The 22,515-nt window shown below is 36.1% G+C and carries 22 protein-coding genes and 1 tRNA gene; 15 read left to right on the top strand and 8 right to left on the bottom strand.

From position 1 onward, the window contains the following. The first annotated feature begins 2 nt into the window (after window positions 1-2). The 4 genes from ACN0U3_RS12625 (at window position 3) to ACN0U3_RS12610 (ending at window position 2,576) form a co-directional block, all read left to right on the top strand. Window positions 3-725 (top strand): hypothetical protein, encoded by a 723-nt coding sequence (locus ACN0U3_RS12625; protein WP_299204965.1) that lies wholly within the window; start codon window positions 3-5, stop codon window positions 723-725. Between the two features lies 1 nt (window position 726). Continuing rightward, complete coding sequence (locus ACN0U3_RS12620; protein WP_417266505.1) at window positions 727-1,929, top strand: bifunctional folylpolyglutamate synthase/dihydrofolate synthase; 1,203 nt, start codon at window positions 727-729, stop codon at window positions 1,927-1,929. Window positions 1,930-2,025: 96 nt separating this feature from the next. Beyond that, a tRNA-Val gene (locus ACN0U3_RS12615) sits at window positions 2,026-2,100 on the top strand. A 125-nt stretch (window positions 2,101-2,225) separates the two neighbouring features. Next, the gene (locus tag ACN0U3_RS12610) at window positions 2,226-2,576 is read left to right on the top strand and encodes a GIY-YIG nuclease family protein (RefSeq protein ID WP_299204971.1); all 351 of its coding nucleotides are present in this window, start codon (window positions 2,226-2,228) and stop codon (window positions 2,574-2,576) included. Here ACN0U3_RS12610 and ACN0U3_RS12605 read toward each other — a convergent pair. The 3 genes from ACN0U3_RS12605 to ACN0U3_RS12595 form a co-directional block, all read right to left on the bottom strand. Next, on the bottom strand, window positions 2,573-3,253 hold the full coding sequence (locus tag ACN0U3_RS12605; protein ID WP_417266504.1) for a DUF2461 domain-containing protein: 681 nt from the start codon (window positions 3,251-3,253) through the stop codon (window positions 2,573-2,575). The two genes, ACN0U3_RS12610 and ACN0U3_RS12605, sit on opposite strands and share 4 nt — an antisense overlap. A 44-nt stretch (window positions 3,254-3,297) precedes the next feature. Beyond that, complete coding sequence (locus ACN0U3_RS12600) at window positions 3,298-4,134, bottom strand: hypothetical protein (RefSeq protein WP_417266503.1); 837 nt, start codon at window positions 4,132-4,134, stop codon at window positions 3,298-3,300. 74 nt (window positions 4,135-4,208) lie between these two features. Continuing rightward, window positions 4,209-4,376: a hypothetical protein gene (locus ACN0U3_RS12595; protein ID WP_417266502.1), complete on the bottom strand. Its 168-nt coding sequence runs from the start codon at window positions 4,374-4,376 to the stop codon at window positions 4,209-4,211. A gap of 180 nt (window positions 4,377-4,556) precedes the next feature. Between ACN0U3_RS12595 and ACN0U3_RS12590 the strand changes: the two genes are divergently transcribed. Further along, window positions 4,557-5,021 (top strand): DUF6495 family protein, encoded by a 465-nt coding sequence (locus tag ACN0U3_RS12590; RefSeq protein WP_417266501.1) that lies wholly within the window; start codon window positions 4,557-4,559, stop codon window positions 5,019-5,021. Between the two features lie 77 nt (window positions 5,022-5,098). On the opposite strand, the gene ACN0U3_RS12585 is transcribed toward ACN0U3_RS12590, so the two are convergent. Then, window positions 5,099-5,683 (bottom strand): leucine-rich repeat domain-containing protein, encoded by a 585-nt coding sequence (locus ACN0U3_RS12585; RefSeq protein ID WP_417266500.1) that lies wholly within the window; start codon window positions 5,681-5,683, stop codon window positions 5,099-5,101. Beyond that, a complete protein-coding gene (locus ACN0U3_RS12580) occupies window positions 5,640-6,584 on the bottom strand; it encodes a bifunctional riboflavin kinase/FAD synthetase (RefSeq protein ID WP_299204986.1) in 945 nt (314 codons plus the stop codon). Before ACN0U3_RS12580 ends, ACN0U3_RS12585 begins: the two co-directional genes overlap by 44 nt. A gap of 177 nt (window positions 6,585-6,761) precedes the next feature. Between ACN0U3_RS12580 and ACN0U3_RS12575 the strand changes: the two genes are divergently transcribed. Continuing rightward, window positions 6,762-8,546, top strand: a complete 1,785-nt coding sequence (locus tag ACN0U3_RS12575) for an acyl-CoA dehydrogenase family protein (protein ID WP_417266499.1) — start codon at window positions 6,762-6,764, stop codon at window positions 8,544-8,546. A gap of 391 nt (window positions 8,547-8,937) precedes the next feature. Here ACN0U3_RS12575 and ACN0U3_RS12570 read toward each other — a convergent pair whose 3' ends face one another. Further along, window positions 8,938-9,489 (bottom strand): DUF4920 domain-containing protein, encoded by a 552-nt coding sequence (locus ACN0U3_RS12570; protein ID WP_417266498.1) that lies wholly within the window; start codon window positions 9,487-9,489, stop codon window positions 8,938-8,940. 193 nt (window positions 9,490-9,682) lie between these two features. Here ACN0U3_RS12570 and ACN0U3_RS12565 point away from each other — a divergent pair, with 193 nt between their 5' ends. The 9 genes from ACN0U3_RS12565 to ACN0U3_RS12525 all read left to right on the top strand — a co-directional run bounded on the left by ACN0U3_RS12565 (window position 9,683) and on the right by ACN0U3_RS12525 (window position 21,248). Beyond that, window positions 9,683-10,015, top strand: a complete 333-nt coding sequence (locus tag ACN0U3_RS12565) for a PadR family transcriptional regulator (protein WP_299204993.1) — start codon at window positions 9,683-9,685, stop codon at window positions 10,013-10,015. Further along, window positions 10,012-11,559, top strand: coding sequence for a PspC domain-containing protein (locus ACN0U3_RS12560; RefSeq protein ID WP_417266497.1), 1,548 nt, complete (start codon window positions 10,012-10,014; stop codon window positions 11,557-11,559). Before ACN0U3_RS12565 ends, ACN0U3_RS12560 begins: the two co-directional genes overlap by 4 nt. 190 nt (window positions 11,560-11,749) lie before the next feature. Then, complete coding sequence (locus tag ACN0U3_RS12555; protein ID WP_417266496.1) at window positions 11,750-14,374, top strand: valine--tRNA ligase; 2,625 nt, start codon at window positions 11,750-11,752, stop codon at window positions 14,372-14,374. 175 nt (window positions 14,375-14,549) lie between these two features. After that, the gene (locus ACN0U3_RS12550) at window positions 14,550-16,547 is read left to right on the top strand and encodes a urocanate hydratase (RefSeq protein WP_417266495.1); all 1,998 of its coding nucleotides are present in this window, start codon (window positions 14,550-14,552) and stop codon (window positions 16,545-16,547) included. Between the two features lie 321 nt (window positions 16,548-16,868). Then, entirely contained in the window at window positions 16,869-17,354 is a 486-nt protein-coding gene (locus ACN0U3_RS12545) for a hypothetical protein (protein WP_417266494.1), read from the top strand. Between the two features lie 161 nt (window positions 17,355-17,515). Next, window positions 17,516-17,701: a hypothetical protein gene (locus ACN0U3_RS12540; protein WP_101333829.1), complete on the top strand. Its 186-nt coding sequence runs from the start codon at window positions 17,516-17,518 to the stop codon at window positions 17,699-17,701. Next, window positions 17,701-18,186, top strand: a complete 486-nt coding sequence (locus ACN0U3_RS12535; protein ID WP_101333828.1) for a nucleotidyl transferase AbiEii/AbiGii toxin family protein — start codon at window positions 17,701-17,703, stop codon at window positions 18,184-18,186. The genes ACN0U3_RS12540 and ACN0U3_RS12535 overlap by 1 nt, the downstream gene beginning before the upstream one ends. Before the next feature lie 247 nt (window positions 18,187-18,433). Then, window positions 18,434-20,590, top strand: a complete 2,157-nt coding sequence (locus tag ACN0U3_RS12530; protein WP_417266493.1) for a prolyl oligopeptidase family serine peptidase — start codon at window positions 18,434-18,436, stop codon at window positions 20,588-20,590. Between the two features lie 277 nt (window positions 20,591-20,867). Further along, complete coding sequence (locus ACN0U3_RS12525; RefSeq protein ID WP_299205008.1) at window positions 20,868-21,248, top strand: hypothetical protein; 381 nt, start codon at window positions 20,868-20,870, stop codon at window positions 21,246-21,248. Here ACN0U3_RS12525 and ACN0U3_RS12520 read toward each other — a convergent pair. Further along, window positions 21,245-21,967, bottom strand: coding sequence for a LytR/AlgR family response regulator transcription factor (locus ACN0U3_RS12520; protein ID WP_417266492.1), 723 nt, complete (start codon window positions 21,965-21,967; stop codon window positions 21,245-21,247). The two genes, ACN0U3_RS12525 and ACN0U3_RS12520, sit on opposite strands and share 4 nt — an antisense overlap. Next, window positions 21,960-22,515: sensor histidine kinase (locus tag ACN0U3_RS12515; protein WP_417266491.1), on the bottom strand; the 556-nt coding region annotated here is incomplete at its 5' end. The genes ACN0U3_RS12515 and ACN0U3_RS12520, both read right to left, overlap by 8 nt.

Here is a 22,515-nt window from a genome sequence, read left to right as displayed (position 1 = left end):
AAATGGCAGTAGTACCTGTTGTAAGAGCATCGGACAATCGTAAAGGAATCATCGCAGCAATTGCGTTCCTATTGATTACCTTATTCTTACTTTTCTTTATTAAATACAGTGAACCTGATCCGCCAAAAGTAACCGTTCCTATTCCCATCACGATGAGTGAAAGTGGAATTGAAGATTTTGAAATTCACAATGCAGGTGGAGGATCTCCAAGCGAGAATGTTACGCCAACTCCAACGCCACAAGAAAACCCTCAACATCAGGCAACACAAGAAGAGTCTCCTGTTCAAACCAATACAGGAACAGGAGAGTCCAATAGCAATAACTCAACTTCTCAAGAAGAAGAAGCAGCAAACCCTTTCTCAGGAAGTGGTTCAGGTGGTTCTGGAACGAGTGGATCTGGAGGTGGATTCGGAAATGATAGCGGTCCTGGAAGTGGAAGCGGTGAGGCAGGAACAGGAGGTGATGGTGAAAGAGTCCGTTTGTCTAATATACGTTCAAAACCTAAAACACCCAACGACGAAAGATCTACAATTGCCTTAAAGTTAACTGTTGACTCGCAAGGGAAAGTGGTTAGGGCAGATGTAATTAGAAATGGAACCACTGCTTCTAACCAAAGGTTAATTGATGAAGTGATTGAATTGGTGAAAAAAGAAGTGCGTTATAAGGAAAAGCCTGGAGCTCGAAACGAAATCACGTATTATACCGTCACTGTTCAACCTGGATAAAATGATTCCCGAAAATTATGATGAAAAGGTCGATTGGTTATTCAATCAATTTCCTGTTTTCCAAAAAGTAGGTAGTTCCGCCTATAAACCTACACTTGACAATACTCTTGCTTTAATTCAATTTTTTAATGTTCCCATTGACAAGATGAAATTCGTTCATGTTGCAGGAACTAACGGTAAAGGAACTACGTGTTCTATTATTGCCAGCGCATTAACAGCCGCAGGAAAGAGGGTTGGTTTGTTTACATCTCCTCATATCAAAGATTTTCGAGAAAGAATTCGTGTGAATGGTGAGAAAATTGGAGCAAATCAGGTGGTCGACTCTATTGACCGTATTCAAAATACCGATTTTGATTTCTCCCCTTCTTTCTTTGAAATGACTTGGGTGATGGCTTTGGCGCATTTTCATAAAGAGAAGTGTGATGTTGTAGTTGTCGAAACGGGATTAGGAGGTCGTTTAGATGCAACAAATGTTATTCTACCAGAATTGTCTGTCATTACCAATATCGGACTGGATCATGTTGCGATATTAGGAGATACACGGGCGAAGATTGCTGGTGAAAAAGCAGGAATAATTAAAAAGAATGTTCCTGTTTTAATTGGAGAATCCGATGATGAAATAAAGCCTGTTTTTATTGAAGCTGCAAATAGAAACCTATCACCAATTTTCTTTTTACCCGAACAAAATGATGAGCATACTTTTGAAACAAATAAACGTTTGGCTTTTAAAGCCATTGATTTTCTCTTAAAAGGAGATTCAAGACTTGATTCAATAAAGAAAACGGCTTTAAAAGATTTATACAAGAACACAGGATTGTATGGTCGAAATCAATTGTACAGTGCAGAACCTTTGGTGATTTTGGATGCAGCTCACAACGTAATGGGAGTTCAACGTTTTATTCAAGATGTTCAAAAGAAATATACCAATAAAAACGTTAGGGTTTTATATGGAGCATCAAATGATAAAGATTTAGCTGAAATATTTAAGCTCTTTCCAGAAGAATGGGAATATTATTTCACTGAATTCAATAGTCAAAGATCTATGAAAATTGACGATTTTAAGTCAGTAAATAAAATAAATGAAAAAAAAGTAAGTTTTTTTTCTGATGCAAAAAAAGCCTTTGCTATGGCGCAAGAACTTAATAATAAACAAGATATGTTGATTGTTTTTGGAAGTTTCTTTTTACTCGAAGAAATAATTTAATTTTTTTTCAAAAAAGTTGCAATAGATTTAAATATTGTACTTATATTTGCACCCGCAACGGGGTTAAACGAAACCTCAAAACAAAGCGAAAAGAAAGGGCCCTTAGCTCAGTTGGTTTAGAGCACCTGCCTTACAAGCAGGGGGTCACTGGTTCGAATCCAGTAGGGCCCACAAAAAAAAAGCACTTACAGAAATGTAGGTGCTTTTTTATTTTATGCCAATTAGCTTTTGAGACTGATCCATTTTTCAAACCATCAAAAAAACAACTATCTTAGTCCGACCAACACCAATTTAAAGTGGCAAAAACAGAATATTCAGTTTATGTAGTCGAGTTATCAAAGAAAGTGTTTTCTGAAAGTGCAAAATTCAGGAGGGCGAACCCGCAATTCAATGGAGCTTTGCAATGTGTTTATGTGGGGATGACAAGTAAAACCCCTGAAGAGCGCTTTAAACAGCACAAAACAGGCTATGTGAATAAGAAAGGGCACAAAATATCATCGCGTATTGTTGAGCAATATGGAAAGTACTTACGTCCGAGTTTATACAATCATTTGAATCCGATGAAAACCCAAGCTGAAGCAATGGCAATGGAAGAGCAATTGGCCCTAGAATTAAAACGTCAAGGGTATGGAGTATGGTTTAATTAGTCTTCAAAGTTAGACATGCCGTTCTCATCTGTTGTGAGTACCTCAGTCATGAAATCAAAATAGGGGCGGATGGCCTTGAATGCATTGTTAATCTCTTCCATAAATCCTGGAGATAATACTTCTTCGTCTGTAAAGTTTTTGGTGAAAACGAATTGTTTTTTACGAATCAAATCTATGTTTTCATGTTCTTTGTTGAAGCCTTTTGGTGCTGTTTTTAATTCTTCACCTTCCATTTCTCCCCAAATGTTTTTGAATGTTTTGTCCCCAAGGATTTCCCTGATCTCTGTGGCATCCATTTCGAATTCTTTTCTGATGCGCAATAAATCTTCTTTTTCTGGTGCCCAAAAACCACAAGCGATAAATGATTCACCAGGCGTTAAATGAAGATAATAGCCACCTCGAAGTTTTGGTTTTGCTCTTGTGAAAGATGCTCCAAGATGGGTTTTGTAAGGTGTTTTATTCTTCGAGAATCGAATATCTCGGTAAATACGGAACACCTTAAGCTTTTCAATAGCATCATGTTCCTGCATGCTTATCATTAACTCATTATAGAACTCCTTCATTTCAGACGCTATAGCTTTAAACTCAGCCTTGTGCTCGTTAAACCAATCACGATCGTTGTTCTTTGCTAATTGTTGAAGAAATGTAAACGCTTTTTGAGGGACTTTTTTTGCCATGATGTTTTTATTGGAGTTTAAAGTTAAGAAAGTATATGCGTTTATCAAACAAGGCGATGACATAAGGGTGTTTGTAAAATAAAAAGCCGATTTGCATAAACTATGTTTAGACCATCATCATTGATTCCATAACATCCTATCCATCCATTCGAAAGGTCATTGTCATTGTCTACAACAAGTCGCAAGTGTGCTGGATTGATTTGGTGTAACTTTACAGAATCACTGAGTTGAATGTCAATGTTGAACCTATCTGTTATGTTGGTGCGTTGTACTTTCCAGTTTCGTTCGATGACAGAAAACAAATGACATGAAGTGGAATAAGCAAGACCAGCAAACATTTCTGTGTTAGAAGCATCAGTTGCATGCAGCTTGTCTTCATTGGAACCCATTAGTACAAAAGACCTGTCTTTTGAAAAAGTTCCGTTATTTTCTTGATTCGTTGTGTGAATTTTTTTGAGGTATAAACGAACAACATCGTCCATCTGATGCGATTGCTTTTGATTTAATAATGAAATGTCATCTCGACCAATTCCAATGATGTTGTTTTGGTACTTTGAATCTGCTTGCCAAATGTTAGCTCCGTTTGAGGCTTTGGAGTTCACAGTATTAGAAACAGATCCTAATGGTTGACCATATTTTATGGCGAGGTAGCTATGTACCCTATTCAATTCTTCATCATTTAAAGCACTTGCAAAGACAATCGCTTCTCCTATGAAGCCTTGGTAATAGTGAGCGTTGGGGATTTCTCCAATTCCGAACATTTTATTTCCTGTTTCTGCAAACCTACCTGACCCTGAAGTGACATAGAAACTTAAGGAACTATCAAGAGTCAAATTGTTGTAAGTTTTTAGAAAAACATCTCCACCTCCAAACTTTTTCACTCTTTTAAATTGAAAAGTGCGTAATGAAGGGAGGTTATTTATATTGTTGGTCCAGTTTATTGAAGTACCATTTGTCAATTCTCCTCTGTACCAGGAAGATTTACTAAGTATTGAGAGTTCGTTTTTAGAGAAATTATCTGATCTGTATCCAAAAACTCCTCTGCCGTCATTGTCTGAGCTGTTGCCGTGTAACTTGAAATAGAAATTATGGTTGCTTTATTTCTATGGAGTATACCCGTCATGTTTGAAACTTCTGCTCGGAATCCATTGTTCCCTGATTTTCCGTTGAACTGAAGATAAGGATTGTAATTCCATGACTTATATCGATATTTGTTTAAAGACCTAAGGTGAACAGTAATTCTAACATAAAATGAAGAGGAACGAATTTAATTTATGATATTTGTTCATTCAAAAACAAAACCATGAAATATACTCGTTTGCAATTACAGGATTTGAAGGATTTAGAAAAAGAATTCGTTGAGTTTTTAGTATTGAATGGCATCCCAGCAGAAGATTGGGAGAAAATGAAGAAAAATGATATAGAGAAGGTGGAGGGAATTATCGATCAATTTAGTGATGTAATTTGGGAAAGTGTCTTGAGAAAAACTGAAATGGTTGAATTGAGAAGAAAAGATACTTTAACGGTTTGTAGAGTAGTAGAAGGAGAGTTAAGCACGCTTGTAATTAAGACCTATGATGGTGATATTGATTTAACGCATGCAAATGAAGTTGAAAACGCCTTGTCTGATCTGGAGAATTATGAAGTGAACGTAAGGGTAGATAAGATTACCAAACCAGTAACAGAACAATTGTTTGAATTGCTTCAAATTGGGTTTTATATCACGAAGAACGAAAAGTACAAAGAGGTAATTGATAAGCTGAAATAAAGCTGAATATTGTTTTGATTGAGAAGTATTTGATTTTCAATCTCACCCTCACTCTAGAGCGCTCTCCCTATTTTTCCTTAATCTAGACAATTGCAAGGATTGTCAAACTTCACCGTTGTATTGGGGAAGGCGGTAGTCCATTGCTTAACAAATGAAGTTGCAAAGGTCGTTCCTCTAAAATCGATAAATACTAATTGTTGCAACTCTGCAAACGCGGGGTCAATTGTCGTAAAGCGATTGTCCCATAGGTCTAAATACCTTAGTTTTTTCAGGTTTTTTATTCCAGCTGGAATGGAGTTGATCTGGTTTCTACTGATGTTCAAATAAGTCAAGTCTTCTAAGTAGAATAACTGCGGTGGAAAATGGTTGAATTTGTTTTTGTCAAGGTATAAAAATTCTAGCTGGGAAAATAGGGTGAAGAACTCAGGCAATTCCTCCAGCTTATTCTTTGTTAATTTGAGTCCTTTTAAATTTCTATATTGCTTTAATTCAGAAGGCAACTGCACTAGTTTTTTCTTGCTTAAATCTATTGCGTATATGGTGTCTGGATGTGCTTGTTGTACTTCTTCAAGAGAATAATAGTGTAAATCATCCACAGGGATTTGGCCCCAAGTGAACTTACCAATTATAATCAACAATCCAATTGCGAAGACGTTCCTCATCTTTATGCATTTCTTTAACCAATTCATCTAAGGTATCGAATTTTTTCTCGTCACGGATGCGTTTGAGGATTTTTAATCTTAAATTTTCACCGTATAAATCTCCTTCAAAGTCCAAAAGGTAGACTTCAATAGAGATGCGGCCAGAATCATCAACCGTTGGCCGTTCACCTATGCTCACTAAGCCAAAGTATTCTGCATTGTTTTCTCTTGCGACTCGCGTGGCGTAAACACCGTTTTTAGGAATCAGTTTAATGTCATTTTCAAGCTCGATATTGGCTGTAGGAAAACCAAGTTTTGTACCTAGTTGTTGACCGTGAACGACAGGACCATTGATTTGAAATTCTTCACCTAAATAAGTGTTGGCCAATTCGATATTACCTTCTTTTAATGCTTCACGGATCTTTGTTGAACTCACATTGACTTCATCGATGTCTTTAGCGCCAATTTCTATGACTTCAAAATCGTAAACAGGTGCCAGTTCCTTGAGTAACTCCAAGCTTCCTTCTCTGTTTTTTCCGAACTGGTGATCATAACCAATCACAATGGTTTTGATGTTCAACTTGTTGACTAAATAGTCGCGGACAAATTCAAGTGCGGTTAAACGTGAAAATTCTTTGGTAAATGGGTGGACAATAATGTTCTTCAACCCCATGCGCTCTAACTTGTCTAGTTTTTCAACCTGGGTTTGAATTAGTTTTAAGCCATGAGATTCAGGGAATAGCACCATTCTAGGGTGAGGGTAAAAGGTAAAAAGTACAGATTCGCCGCCTATCTTCTCAGCGACTTCATTGAGCTGCTTGATGATTTTTTGATGTCCCAAATGTACTCCGTCGAACGTTCCAATGGTTAAAACGGGATGAGGAATCTTTGCTATTTCATTAAAACCTTGAAAAACTTTCACTTATGACTAACTTTTTTTCAAAGATAAAGATTTCAGCATTCATGTGGGTTTTATTTACGACTTTTCCTCATTTCATAAAAAAAATGAATATTCTTATTTTAGTATGCTTGCATAGTAAAGATATAATTGTTATGTTTACGACAGTAAAAAGCTGAATATTCATTAAAACTATATAACATGTCAGAAAACAATACGATTAAAGGTGGAGAGTTCATTATCCGTGATACAAAGCCAGAAGATATTTTCATTCCAGAAGAATGGACTGAAGAACAAGGAATGATTGCGAGTATGTGCGATGATTTTATCGAGCAAGAAATTAAGCCGAATTTGGACCGCATAGATGAAATGGAAGAGGGATTAATGCCTTCTTTATTGGATAAAGCAGGTGAGTTAGGTCTTTTAGGTTTGTCTGTTCCAGAAGATTTAGGAGGAATGGGCGTTGATTTTAAAACGACTTTATTGGCTACCGAAAGATTAGGAAAAGGATATTCTTTCTCTGTTGCTTATGGTGCACACACAGGAATCGGAACTTTACCAATTCTATACTATGGAACGCAAGAACAAAAAGAAAAATATATTCCAAAATTAGCTTCTGGTGAATGGAAAGCATCTTATTGTTTGACAGAGCCTTCTTCAGGTTCTGATGCAAATTCAGGAAAAACTAAAGCTGAATTAACTGATGATGGAAAGCATTATATCATCAATGGTCAGAAAATGTGGATTACCAATGGTGGATTCGCAAAGGTATTGACTGTTTTTGCTAAAATTGGTGACGATAAAAACTTAACTGCATTTATTGTTGATGCAGAATCTGAAGGAGTTTCTTTAAATCCGGAAGAGAAGAAGATGGGAATTAAAGGTTCTTCTACGCGTCAGGTATTCTTTAATAACGTTAAAGTTCCTGTTGAAAATATGCTTTCTGAGCGCGGAAATGGGTTTAAAATCGCCTTGAATATTTTGAATATTGGTCGTATTAAATTAGCGGCAGGTGTTTTAGGTGGAGCGAAAGATGCTATAACTTATTCAATTAAATATGCTAACGAGCGCGAGCAATTTGGGCGACCAATCTCTAAATACGGAGCAATTCGTCATAAAATTGCCGAGCAAGTAATTAAATCTTTTGTCGTAGAGTCAGCAACTTACCGTGCCGGTCAAAATATTGATGATGCCATCCAAGCATATATTGATGGGGGTATGGACAAAGAGCAAGCAACCTTAAAAGGAATTGAAATGTTTGCTCCCGAATGTGCAATCTTGAAAGTTGCAGGTTCTGAGTGTTTAGACTATGTTGTAGATGAGGCAGTTCAAATTCATGGAGGAATGGGGTATTCTGCAGAATCGGCGGTAGAAAGAGCTTACCGTGATGCACGAATCAACCGTATCTTTGAAGGAACCAACGAAATCAACCGTATGTTGACTGTAGACTTGGTGTTGAAAAGAGCAATGAAAGGAGAACTTGATTTGATGGGGCCCGCTCAAGAGGTAGCCAATGAATTAATGAGTATCCCAGATTTTGGTGATGCACCAGAAGGTGTTTTTGCTGAAGAATATAAAGCATTGGCTGGATTCAAGAAAACAATATTAATGGTAGCTGGATCTGCAGTTCAGAAATTAATGCAAACCCTAGCTAAAGAACAAGAGGTTTTAATGAATATCGCCGATTTATCAATCGATACTTACATGGCAGAATCAGTTCTATTGCGTGTAGATAAGATGATTGCAATGAAAGGTGAAGAAGCTTGTAAAGATGAAATCGCTATCGTGAAGACATACTTCTATGATATGGCAGATAAAATCAATAAGTCAGCAAAAGATGCAATTAACGCATTTGCTGGAGGGGACGAAGCGAAAATGATGTTGATGGGATTACGTCGATTCACTAAAATCGAAGGATTTAATTCTAAAGAAGCACGTCAGCAAATCGCACAACGTGTTATCGAAGCTGGAGAATATAACTTCTAGGAAGAATATAACCAACAAAAAAGGGCGCATTTATGCGCCCTTTTTTGTTGGTTATACTTAATATAATAAATGGCTCATCCTCTTTGTAATGGATGTTTCCAATACGATAGAATGTGGAGAGACTAGTTAACGACTAAAAAAAAGAGATTCCTCGGCGCTGCGCTTTGTCGGAAAGACATAGTTGTGGCTCGGAAGTTTAAAAAAAAAGCACTACTCAAGCGGAGCTTGAGGAGTGCTTTTTTTTCCGAGACCTACCAAATGAAATGTCATTCAGACAAAGTTTATATTCTTGCAAAAGAATGTAAACGCCGAGGAATCTCTTTAAAATGTTATGATTTAAATTGTTCAGTTACTTTTGTTTTTCATTATAAGTTGACGATTTCTGTAAAGTCTACTTCACGATTTCTATACCATCAGCAATAAAAGTCATCCCATATTTAACTTCTGTAACCGCATCGATTTCTTCCTGAGATGCATTAGCGTCCTCTAAAAAATGCTTTTGCATATCTACAGAAACAGTATCTTGAATTGCTTTTCCTGACATGTAAGCGATGGTACCTGGTTCTGTGTCAACAGGAATAGTAAAGTGGTCTTTAAAACGAACTCTAAATGTTTCACCATCTTCCTTTGCGATGTTTATCCAACATCCCATTTTTGAGCAAGTTTCGTTAATCTCCGCTTTGAAAGTGGCTTCCAATTCTGTTTTTCCCTCAAACTGTGCTAATAATTCCTCAGTTGAAATGGCAATTGTTGTGTCAACCTTGTTAGGACCAAACGAAGTTTGATTCGGATCAATCGTTGTCTCTTCCTCTTCTTCTGTTTCTTCAACTACAACTTCTGTTGAGTCTGTTTCGCTAGTAGGAGCATCAGTTGTTGAAGGAGTGTTACAGCTAGCAAAAAAACCAGCAGTCATCAAACCTATCATTAAGTGTTTCTTTTTCATAATTATAATTTTCCGCTAAACTACGATTTTTGATTCTTTTATAAAATAAATCTTTTAAACAAATGGATGAATCGAAGCGCCTCGCTCTTTTCTCTCTTTCTCACACTATATTTAAAATTTATTTTAAATATATAGTACCTTGTATTGCATAGTACTATATTCTTTTGTATATTTGTCCTGTAATAATATAATTATGAAGGTAGAGAACACGAAAGCACAAATGAGGAAAGGTATTTTAGAATACTGTGTTTTATCCATCCTTTCAGAAAAAGAATGTTATCCATCTGAAATCATTGAGCAGTTGAAGGAAGCTGAATTGATTGTGGTAGAAGGAACGCTTTATCCTTTACTCACCCGATTGAAGAATGCCGAATTGCTAGATTATCGTTGGGAGGAATCTAACGCTGGGCCACCAAGGAAGTATTATGGATTAACCAAGGAAGGCGAGTCTTTCTTGTCGGAGTTAAAAGCCACATGGAGCATATTGAAAAAAGCAGTTAACCAATTAGAAAATAAAACGCTATGAAAAAGACAACAACTATAAATCTGGCAGGTATGGTTTATCATATTGAAGAAGATGCTTTTCAGATTTTGAAGGATTACCTTACAGACATTAAACGGGTTTTTTCTAGTCAAGAAGGTGTAGAAGAAATGGTAGCGGATATTGAATCGCGAATTGCAGAACTATTTCAAGAACGATTAAACAAAAATAAAGAAGTTGTTACTTATGCAGATGTTGAAGAAGTTATCTCAATCATGGGGTCACCGAATCAATTTGATGAGGATTATGACGAGGCTGAATATGAAGAAAATAAATCAGAAACACAGTTCAATCAAAAGGCGGAATCTAAGCGATTGTACAGGGATACTGATGAAGGAATGCTGGCGGGAGTTTCCGCAGGTTTAGGTCATTACCTTAACATCGACCCCGTTTTGATTCGTGTTTTGTGGATCGTATTGGTTTTGGTTGGTGGTTCTGGAGTTTTGGTGTACATCATAGCTTGGATTGCAATTCCAGAAGCAAAAACTACAGCTCAGAAGTTGCAAATGAAAGGTCAACCTGCAAATTTGGATAACATAAAAGCCTTCGCCGATTCAGTGAAAGAGGAAGCTAAAACTGGATTTAAGCGCGCGTCAAACTCAGTGAAATTTACCATTGAAAAAGGGAATGGGGCCATAACTACAGTGCTTCGCATGATTTCAAGGTTAATAGGTTTTGTTTTGATAATTGGTGGAATCGTTTCAATAGTTGCGCTTGTACTTGTGTTCATTACAAAATCAAATTTTGTGTTCGTCAATGGAATTCCTGTATTTACCGATGTTAAAACAGGAGTAGGATTGATTTTTGAAGATGCAACCCTCGCGGTTTGGAGTATTTTCTTTGTTGCTTTGATTCCAATTATGTTTTTAATTATGTTGGGAGAAATGCTGACCTTGAGTGGAAAGAAGAAGTCAAGAGCGTTTATTCTAACTTTATTGGTGATTTGGTTTGCTGCAATCGTAACGATTTCTGTACTGGGAGCAAAAACCGGCTTCGATTTTAAAGAAAGATACACTTCTGTTGAACGTCAAATTGTTCAAGTAGACTCTCTGGATTTACAAGTGAATTTATTCGAAGATGATTTGAAAATTTCCAATGAAATGGAATATAGTTTCAACAACTATTTATCTATAGATGAAGAAGAAATAAAAATGGGCTATGCAAGAATTGAAGTGTTGTCAACACCAGATTCTATATTCTATTACACCGTTGAAAGACGTAGCCAAGGTGGAACATTGAAAAGTGCTAAAATCAATTCTGAAGATGTTTGGTATGCCATTGCACAAGATGGAAATGTCTTGAATATTCCAACCCGTTATTCATTTCCTAAATCAAGTAAATTTAGAGGTCAAAAAGTAACAGTAAAAATATTTGTACCCCAAGGAAAGCAGATTGTATTGAATGGGAACTTAGAGAATTACCCCCTAAAAGTTCACACAAGAACGCATTTTTCAGACGATTTTATAGAGCAATCTTCAACGTGGAAAGCAACTGATTTAGGAATGGAGTTTAAAGGTTTTTTAGAGTAAAAAACCTTTAAGTTGTGAGTGTGAATTTTGAGTTTTTTTAAATGATAAATGCAGAAGGGGGTTGGTACACACGAAGTCCCGACTGCATTCATCATTCATCACTCATAATTATCAGACAAACATTTATTCACCCCAACCCACCACCATTTCCTAGCGTTTAATTATCTTTGTGTCAAACAAGAAAATAAGCATGGAAATTCCCAAAACATACGAACCACAGAAGTCAGAAGAAAAATGGTACAAACACTGGATGGAGAAAAACTATTTCCACAGTGAACCAGATGACAGAGAGCCATATACCATTGTAATTCCACCGCCCAACGTTACAGGAGTTTTGCACATGGGACACATGTTGAACAATACCATTCAAGATGTTTTGATTCGTCGTGCACGTATGCAAGGTAAAAATGCATGTTGGGTGCCAGGAACAGACCACGCATCTATTGCAACTGAAGCAAAAGTAGTGAACAAATTACGTGGTGAAGGAATTAAGAAATCCGACTTGACACGTGATGAATTTATGGAGCATGCTTGGGAATGGAAAGAAAAACACGGAGGAATTATCCTTGATCAATTGAAGAAATTAGGAGCTTCATGTGATTGGGAGCGAACAACCTTCACAATGGATGAGAGCTATGCTGAATCTGTTGAAGACATTTTCATTGATTTATATAAAAAAGGAAAAATATACCGTGGCGTAAGAATGGTGAATTGGGATCCATCTGCAAAAACGGCGCTTTCAGATGAGGAGGTAATTCACAAAGAAGTGAATTCTAAATTGTACAACGTGCGTTACCAAATCGAAGGAACGGATGAGTGGTTAACAATTGCAACAACTCGACCTGAAACCATTTTGGGGGATACCGCAATTTGTGTGAATCCGAATGACGTTCGTTATGTAAACTTGATCGGTAAAAAAGCCATTGTTCCTATTGCTAACCGTGCTATTCCAATTATCGAAGATGATTATGTGGATATGGAATTTGGTACAGGGTGTTTGAAAATTACACCAGCACACGATGTGAATGACCACGAAATGGGTGAGCGTCACAACTTGGAAGTAATTGATATCTTGAATGCCGACGGTTCCTTGAATGAAAAAGGATTGCATTACGAGGGGATGGATCGTTTTGAAGCGAGAAAAGCTATTGCAAAAGAATTAGAAGAGAAAGGTTTCATGGTGAAAGTGGAAGACCATATCAATAAATTAGGCTTTTCTGAAAGAACCGACGCAGTTATTGAACCGCGTCTTTCTTTACAATGGTTCGTAGATATGAAAAACTTATCTGAACCAGCATTGGAACATGTGATGAATGGCGACATTAAGTTCTATCCAGACAACATGAAAAACACCTACCGTCACTGGATGGAAAACATCAAAGATTGGTGTATTTCTAGACAATTGTGGTGGGGACACAGAATTCCTGCGTGGTATTTTGGTGAAGGAGACGACGACTTTGTAGTGGCGAAAAATCAAGAAGAAGCCTTGAAATTAGCCAACGAAAAAGCAGGAAGAACTATTTCTGAAGTAGAATTAAAACAAGACGAAGATGTTTTGGATACTTGGTTCTCGAGCTGGTTGTGGCCAATTTCTGTTTTTGATGGATTAACAAACCCAAACAACGAAGAAATAAAATATTACTATCCAACAAACGATATCGTAACGGCTCCAGAAATTATGTTCTTCTGGGTAGCAAGAATGATTATTGCTGGATACGAATGGATGGATGAACAACCGTTTAAAAATGTATATTATACTGGAATTGTTCGTGATAAATTAGGCCGTAAAATGTCTAAATCATTAGGGAACTCTCCAGATCCGATTAAATTAATTGAAGACTTCGGAGCGGATGGAGTTAGAATTGGAATGTTGGTTTCATCACCAGCAGGAAATGATTTGCCATTTGATACAAGTCAGTGTGAGCAAGGAAGAAACTTCACCAATAAGATCTGGAATGCCTTCCGTTTAGTAAGTTCTTGGGAGGTTGCAGAAATCGAGCAACCAGAATCTTCTAAAATTGCAGTAGAGTGGTTTGAAAGTAAACTCAACGAAACTTTGATTCACATCAATGACCAATTCGATAAATTTAGAATTTCTGATGCTTTAATGGCCTCTTACAAATTAGTTTGGGATCATTTCTGTTCTTGGTATTTAGAAATGATTAAGCCAGCCTATCAGCAACCGATTGACGCAAAAACAAAAGCACAAACGATTGAATTCTTTGAGCAATTAATGAAAATCATTCACCCTTTCACACCATTTATTTCTGAAGAAATTTGGCACTTATTGAAAGAAAGAAAAGAAGGAGAAGATATTATTGTTGCAGAATGGCCAGAAGCTGGAAAAGTAAATGAAGACATTATTAACAACTTCAAAATAACTGCTGAAGTGATTTCTAATATTCGTAACATCCGTAAGCAAAATAACATTGCCAATAAAGTTGAAATCGAATTAGGAATTGTAAAAAGCAATAATCATTCAGTAGCAATGGATCCTGTTTTAATCAAAATGGGTAACGTTTCAGCACTTTCTTATATTGATGAGAAAATGGACAATGCCTTCTCTTTTATCGTGAAGAATTCCTCTTTCTATATTCCTTTTGGCGATACTGTGGATGTTGAAGCTGAAATTGAAAAAGTTAAAGGTGAATTGAAATATACGGAAGGCTTTATGAAATCTGTTCAAAAGAAGTTAGGGAACGAAAGATTCGTGAATAACGCACCCGAACAGGTGGTTAATATCGAAAAGAAGAAGTTAGCCGATGCTCAGGAAAAGATTAAAATCTTAGAAGAAAAATTGAAAAGTTTGGGGTAGGGAGATTAAGTCTGTAGCCTGAGAACTTCTTATTGCTTCAGATTAATATATTTAATGTTTCGATAGGTACAAAATACTTAGTATTGAAAAGGGATAGTTGATAGGTAAAGAGATTCCTCGTCGCTTTGCTCTGTCGGGATGATATTAAATAAAATAGAACTAAAACGTTTTTAACATGACAATACAAGATATTCAAAAAGACATTCAGGAAGGAATTCCTTCAAAAGTTCCACCAGCAAAGCCTTATGATTCTTCAGTGAATCACGCTCCAAAAAGAAAGCAAATTCTTTCTAAAGAAGAGGAAAAGTTGGCCTTGAAAAATGCTTTAAGATATTTTCCTTCTGAGCAGCATGCTGAGTTGTTACCTGATTTTAAACACGAATTGGAAACTTACGGTCGAATTTATATGTACCGTTATCGTCCAGATTATAAATTGCACGCCAGAGACATTAAGGAATATCCTGGGAAATGTGACCAAGCGAAAGCCATCATGCTCATGATCCACAATAATTTGGATTACGCAGTAGCACAACATCCACACGAGTTAATAACCTACGGTGGAAACGGTGCAGTATTCCAAAACTGGGCGCAATACCGTTTGACCATGAAGTATTTATCGGAAATGACGGAAGAACAAACTTTAGTGATGTATTCTGGACACCCGATGGGACTTTTTCCATCGCATAAAGATGCTCCAAGAGTTGTGGTTACGAATGGAATGATGATTCCGAATTATTCGAAACAAGACGATTGGGAAAAGTACAACGCACTTGGAGTTACGCAATATGGTCAGATGACTGCTGGTTCTTTTATGTATATCGGACCTCAAGGAATTGTACATGGAACAACGATTACCGTTTTAAACGCAGGAAGAAAAATTGCAAAAGACGGTGAAGGATTAGCAGGAAAATTATTCCTTACCGCCGGACTAGGTGGAATGTCAGGAGCACAACCGAAAGCAGGGAATATTGCAGGATGCATTACCGTATGTGCTGAAATCAACGGAAAAGCAACAAATACCCGTCATTCTCAAGGTTGGGTCGATGAGGTAATTTCAGATTTAGATGAATTGGTTGCTCGTGTAAATGTAGCAAAGGCCAATAAGGAAGTCGTTTCGATTGCTTACCAAGGAAATATCGTTGATGTTTGGGAGAAATTCGATCAAGAAAACGTAAAAGTTGACTTAGGATCTGACCAAACTTCATTGCACAATCCTTGGGCGGGAGGATATTATCCTGCTGGATTAAGTTTGGAAGAATCCAACAAAATGATGGCCGAAAACCCAGAGCAATTTAAAAAAGAAGTTCAAAAATCTCTTGTTCGACATGCCAATGCGATCAATAATCACACAGCAAGAGGAACCTATTTCTTTGACTACGGAAATGCCTTTTTATTAGAAGCGTCACGCGCTGGTGCAGATATTATGGCAGAAAACGGAATTGATTTCAAATATCCATCTTATGTTCAGGACATCATGGGACCTATGTGTTTCGATTTCGGATTTGGACCTTTCCGTTGGGTTTGTGCTTCAAACGATCCAGCAGATTTAGCCAAAACTGATGAAATTGCTTGTCAAGTTTTAGAAGAATTACAAAAAGAAAGTCCAGCTGAAATTCAACAGCAAATGGCGGACAATATCCAATGGATTAAAGGTGCGCAAGAAAATAAATTAGTTGTGGGTTCACAAGCAAGAATCTTATATGCCGATGCATTAGGAAGAATGAAAATCGCGGAAGCTTTCAACAAAGCAATAGAAAAAGGAGAAATCGGACCAGTAGTTTTGGGAAGAGATCACCACGATGTTTCAGGAACAGATTCGCCTTATAGAGAAACGTCAAATATTTACGACGGGTCACAATTCACTGCCGACATGGCGATTCAAAACGTAATCGGGGATTCATTCCGCGGTGCAACTTGGGTTTCCATTCACAATGGTGGTGGAGTAGGTTGGGGAGAAGTCATCAACGGTGGTTTTGGAATGTTGCTCGATGGAACAGCCGATGCTGACAGAAGATTGAAATCTATGCTGCATTGGGATGTAAACAACGGAATAGCCAGAAGAAACTGGGCAAGAAACGAAGGATCAATGTTTGCAATCAAACGTGCCATGGAAATGGAGCCTTTGTTAAAAGTTACAGTGCCGAATTTGGTGGATGATTCATTATTTAATTAGGAATTGAAATTACGAATTACGAATTTTGGATGGAACAAAATCCACGCAAAAACAATCGTTTAAAAATGGAATACGCAGGGACGGTTTGCAACCGTCCTTTTCCATTTGTTTTAAATTGTTGTGTTTTACTCCAGCTTAATCCGCGTTCCTTCATCCTACTTGAACCAAATCAATCAGTGGTCTTTGAATACTTGTTTTTCCTTATATTTAACCAATTCAGAATGAAAAGAAACGATGTAAGAAAAATTATTAGTTATTCCATTGCTTGGGAGTTTGCTATCGGGGTAATAAAAAAATTAGATTTGAACTACCATAATTTTTGTGGTAAAACAATATCGTGTAGTGGAAGCCGATTATCAATTGAAATTTAGTGGAGAATCACGCTTGCGAATATTCTTGCAAGCCATAGTTGTTGTTCCTCTTTTAGGAATGATACTTTTTGCATTTTTTATTTCTTTTAATCTAATAGGAAAACTTATATTTATTGGGGTGTTCTTATTGTTGTTATACCTTTTTATAGACAGCGCTATTAAGAATGTAATACTCAAAAATGATTATATACAAGTAGAGAAATTAAGTGGTAGGAAAATTATTTATAACTATGATTTCATAAAGAGATTCGTAATAAAGCAACAGTTGAATCCGCATCCTACATTGTTTTTAGGTGAATTAGATAAGGAGATAATTGTTGTTGAGCTTGTGAGAAATAAAAAATCAGAGATAACCTTCTTTTGTCCCGAGGATAAAAAGATTGAATTGAATGAGTTTTTGAGGAGTAAAGGCTTGAGAATGTTTATTTCTGAATAAACACTGAAGACATTCCCTGTTTGCATAATTTTGTACCGATTATTAAATTTGTTGTTTCCTCCATTGGTAATAGCACATTTTGAAATTCAACAGCTCTTCTTTAAGCACTTTACCACTTAACTTAGGATTTAAATGTTTATATTTATCAATAAGGAAAAGTCATGGAAATTTCATACACCACAAAAGAAGAAGCGAATAGAATGGAGGAAAAGCGATTTTTAGCTTTAAAGCCAAGTGAGCGACTAATTGAGTTTTTAAATGAAATGCCCTATTTTGCTCAGTTTCCTTCCAAAAAACCACAGGAAAAGGAAGAAAACTTTATTGTGATTTTGAATGATGAAAAGTGATGGAAGATTGGAGTAATAATATTTTACAATTTTACGAACTAGCTCAAAAGGAAAAAGTAGAAATGGTTATGGTTGGAGGCGGGGCAGTAAACTTCCACGGTTATAAACGACATTCAGCAGATGTCGATTTTTGGATTAAAACCAGTTCAGAAAACTTAAAGAAATTAGTTAAGGTTTTTAATCAGATGGGATATGAATTGACCCAATTTCCAAAAGAAGTCGTTGAACAAAAACAGAATATCTCCGTTAAATTTTCACCGAGAGAGCCGTTAAATTTAGAACTTATCACTAAGTTTTCAGCAAATAAGTCTTTCGATGAGGTTTTTAAAAATGCTGAAACTTCAATATTAAAAAAAGAAGAAAAAGAGATTCATATCAAAGTAATGAATTATAACGATCTTATTTCTAGTAAAATAAAGTCGAATAGACCAAAGGACTTATTAGATATTCAAGAATTAGAACGAATCAGAAACAACTTTGATTAATCTTTTCAGCGCTTATTCTTCACGGAAATAAATTGACTTCATTACATAAAAATATCCGCCAAAATCAGCGATGCTTGTATTCGCGTTATCCGCGTGCCGTCATCCAAAAAACACCCAAAACCACTCAACTAATCAATATGGAAATCTCAAATCGTAGCTGTAACAGGCCTTTAGCTTTAAGCTTATAGCCCTCAGCTATGAAATCCTACTTTTTCCTTATCTTTACACAATTCAAAAAGAGAGAAACATGTATAAAAAACTATTCGTTATCCCAATTCTTGGAAGTCTGCTGATTGGATGTAACCAAGAGCAAGGAGAAAATCTAGAACAAGAAAAAATGAAAACAACTTTGGAATATCCAAAAACAGAGGAACGCAGTGATGCCGACACTATTTTTGATAAAGTTATCGCTGATCCCTACCGTTGGATGGAAGATGATATGAGTGATGAAACAGCGGAGTGGGTAAAGGCACAAAACAAGGTGACTTTCGATTACCTAGACGAAATTCCATACCGCGATGATTTAAAAGAGCGTTTATCAGAATTGTGGAATTATGAGAAAATATCTGCACCTTCTAAAAAAGGAGATTATGTTTATTATTCTAAAAATGACGGATTACAAAATCAATACGTTGTATACAGAAAAGATGCAGAAGGAAACGAAGAAGTGTTTTTAGATCCAAATACATTTTCTGAAGACGGAACAACTTCTTTAGGTCAACTTTCTTTCACAGAAGACGGAACTTTGGCTGCTTATGCTATTTCTGAAGGAGGTTCAGATTGGAGAAAAGTAATCGTAATGGATGCCGTGAAAAAAGAAATCTTAGAAGACACATTAATTGATGTGAAATTTTCTGGACTTTCTTGGAAAAATAACGAAGGTTTCTTCTACAGTAGCTATGACAAGCCAGAAGGAAGTGAACTTTCTGCAAAAACAGATCAACATAAATTGTATTACCATAAATTAGGAACAGCACAATCTGAGGATAAAGTAATTTACGGAGCAACAGAAGAACAGAAAAGAAGATATGTTGGAGGTTCTGTTTCAAAAGATGGAAAATATTTGTTCATTACAGGAGCTATTTCAACTTCAGGAAATGAGTTAAGTGTTTTGGATTTAACAGATGAGAACGCTGAAATCAAACCGTTGGTAACAGGTTATGATCAAGATGCAGGAGTTTTGACAACAAAAGACAATACTTTCTACATTTCAACGAACTTAAACGCGCCAAACAAAAGATTGGTCAAAACAACATTTGAGAATCCAACAACTGACAATTGGGTAGATGTAATTCCAGAAACAGAAAATGTACTTTCTACTTCCAAAGGAGGAGGTTACTTGTTTGCTCAATATATGGTGGATGCAACTTCAGAAGTCAAGCAATATGATTTTGATGGAAAATTAATCAGAACAATCGACTTGCCAGGGATTGGTTCTGCTGGTGGATTCGGCGGTAAAGAAGAAGATACGGTTTTGTATTATTCTTTCACGAATTATATTACTCCAGGAAGTGTGTTTGAATTTAATCCAGCAACTGGAGAATCTAACAATTATTGGAAACCAGAAATTGATTTTAATCCAGCTGACTTCGTTTCAGAGCAAATCTTTTATGAATCAAAAGACGGAACAAAAGTACCGATGATTATTACCCACAAAAAAGGAGTAGAGCTAGACGGAACGAATCCCACAATTTTATATGGTTATGGTGGATTTAACGTAAGTCTTACACCTTCTTTTTCTACTGCAAATGTAGTTTGGATGGAAAATGGCGGAATCTACGCTGTTCCTAACCTTCGTGGTGGTGGAGAATACGGTAAAGAATGGCACAATGCAGGTACGAAAATGCAAAAACAAAATGTTTTTGATGACTTTATTGCAGCAGCTCATTACTTAATCGATAATAAATACACTTCTTCTGATTACTTAGCAATCCGCGGTGGATCAAACGGTGGTTTATTGGTAGGAGCATGTATGACACAAGAACCAGATTTATTTAAAGTTGCCTTGCCAGCGGTAGGGGTTCTAGATATGATTCGTTACCATACCTTTACTGCAGGTGCAGGTTGGGCTTACGATTACGGAACAGCAGAAGACTCTCCTGAAATGTTAGATTACTTATTAGGTTACTCTCCAGTTCACAACGTGAAAGAAGGAGTGAGTTATCCAGCAACTTTGATCACAACAGGAGATCATGATGATAGAGTAGTACCAGCGCATTCGTTTAAGTTTGCAGCAGAATTACAAAAGAAAAACGGAGGTAATGCACCAATGTTAATTCGTATTGAAGTAAATGCTGGTCACGGTGCAGGAACACCAATCAGTAAAACCATTCAGCAGTATGCCGATATTTATGGATTCACTTTGTATAATATGGGGGTGAAAGAATTACGAATTAAGAAATAATCAATTACGAATTATTGGTTTGCGATAATTCTGCAGTCTAATTAAAATTTAGCCAGTTGTGAAGTTTACTTTGCAACTGGCTTTTTTTTATATATTAAGGTAATGACCTCATCTAATTAGGTTAGTAATTTAAAATAGGTGGGTAGATGTCTCCCTCTTTTTAGGAGAGGGATTAAGGGAGAGGATTTACCCATTGTTAGGAGGATTTTTAACTCGTTATCTTGCTAATTCATAAAAGCAAACTATCTTTAATTATTAAATTTTCAAATACCTATTCTTGAAGAATAGAAAGACTAACAAAAAAACAGTCAAATATGCCGCAATCGCATTAATTACAATCCTAAACCTTTTGGTCTTATTAATGTGGCTCGGACAACTTTCGTTTGGACATGGGCTAGGAGATTTAAGTTATCTTGGTTTTTATACCTTGTTGGCCGTTCTAGGCTGCATAATTGTTGTTGTAAATAAGAAAAAATTCGTAAACATAATTTTGATAGTCGTTTTCATTATAGCAAACTTTTTATTTCTCGAAAAAGCAACTATAGGAAGAGGCCCTGAGCAAAAATGGAACGGTCATTTATTTGTTTTAACCCAAAGACAAAACTCTCCATTTTTTTGTCAAACAAGTTTTTTTTGGAGAACATTTAAATTAATCTAGTCATCAAATCTCCCTTTCAAGGCTTCTACCAAATCGGTTTTATAATTGCGTGATACTGGATATTGCTGATGATCTTTAAGTACAACATTTTGACCTTCTATTTTTTCAATTTGATCGAGATTGATAATATGCGATCGATGACAGCGGTATAATTTAACGTGTATTTGCTCGTACATTTTAAGTGGTTTTGAGGAAAGTATCACTTTGTCTTTTAGTTGAAATTTACTGTACATTCCATCTGCGGTAATGGATAGTATTTCGTGAATATTGATGAAATAAGTTCCTTCATGAGATTTAATTACGATGACATTTTGATTCTCAATTGTTTTTAATTGCTGATAGGTGTTTTCTGTTTTCTTTTCGTTGATAATACGTTCTAAACATTCAGCAAGCTCAGTGTGTTCTATTGGTTTTAATAGATAGTCGAAAGCTGAAAGTCTAATTGCCTGAATGGTATATTGATCGTATGCGGTAACAAAAATCAATTTAAAATCGAATTCCTCTTCATTTAAAAATGATTTAATTTTTAGTCCAATATGTTCGGGCATTTGAATGTCTAAAAATACAACATCTGGTTTCTCTTTTCGAATTAAATCAACGCCTTCCAATAAACTTTTAGCCTCACCTACTAATTGGTACGGAAGTCCGAGTGATTCTATTGAAAAAATCAATAATTCTCTTGGGTTAGGCTCATCATCGATAACAATGTATTTAATCATTTTCTTTCACTTTTATGGTGGTTTTTGTTCCTTGGTCAGTAGAAGAGACTTCTAAGTCAACACTAATCTCATTGAGGGAGTTGATATATGTAATTCGCTTTCTAATCGCTTGCATTGCAAATGAATCAGATTTGTTGTTTTCTTGGTTAATTTGATTGGCTTTTTCTATTCCAATCCCGTTATCGCTAATTTCTAAGGTGTAAGATAAGTCATCAATTTTATGAAGAATAATGCTGATCTTCTTTTCGCCATGTTTATGTTTTAATCCATGATGGATTGAATTCTCTGCAATGGGTTGTGTGATTAATGATGGTATTCTAAAGTCTTCTAAATCCATTTCTTCATTGATATTCATCTCAATATTCAGCTCATCTTCAAATCGATTTCTCTCTAATTCTAAATAGTTATTGAGAATGTCTAATTCTTGCTTTAAAGAAATCAGTTCTTTTTGTGAATAGTTTAATATTCCACGCATTAATGAAGAAAATTTCTGAACCATTTTGAAGGCTGCACCTGTTTCTTTTTTTGCAATTTTCAATTGAATAGAT

The sequence above is a fragment of the Brumimicrobium sp. genome (assembly GCF_048268645.1).
Lineage (GTDB): Bacteria > Bacteroidota > Bacteroidia > Flavobacteriales_D > Crocinitomicaceae > Brumimicrobium > Brumimicrobium ulvae.
This window is presented reverse-complemented; position numbering and strand designations above follow the sequence as displayed.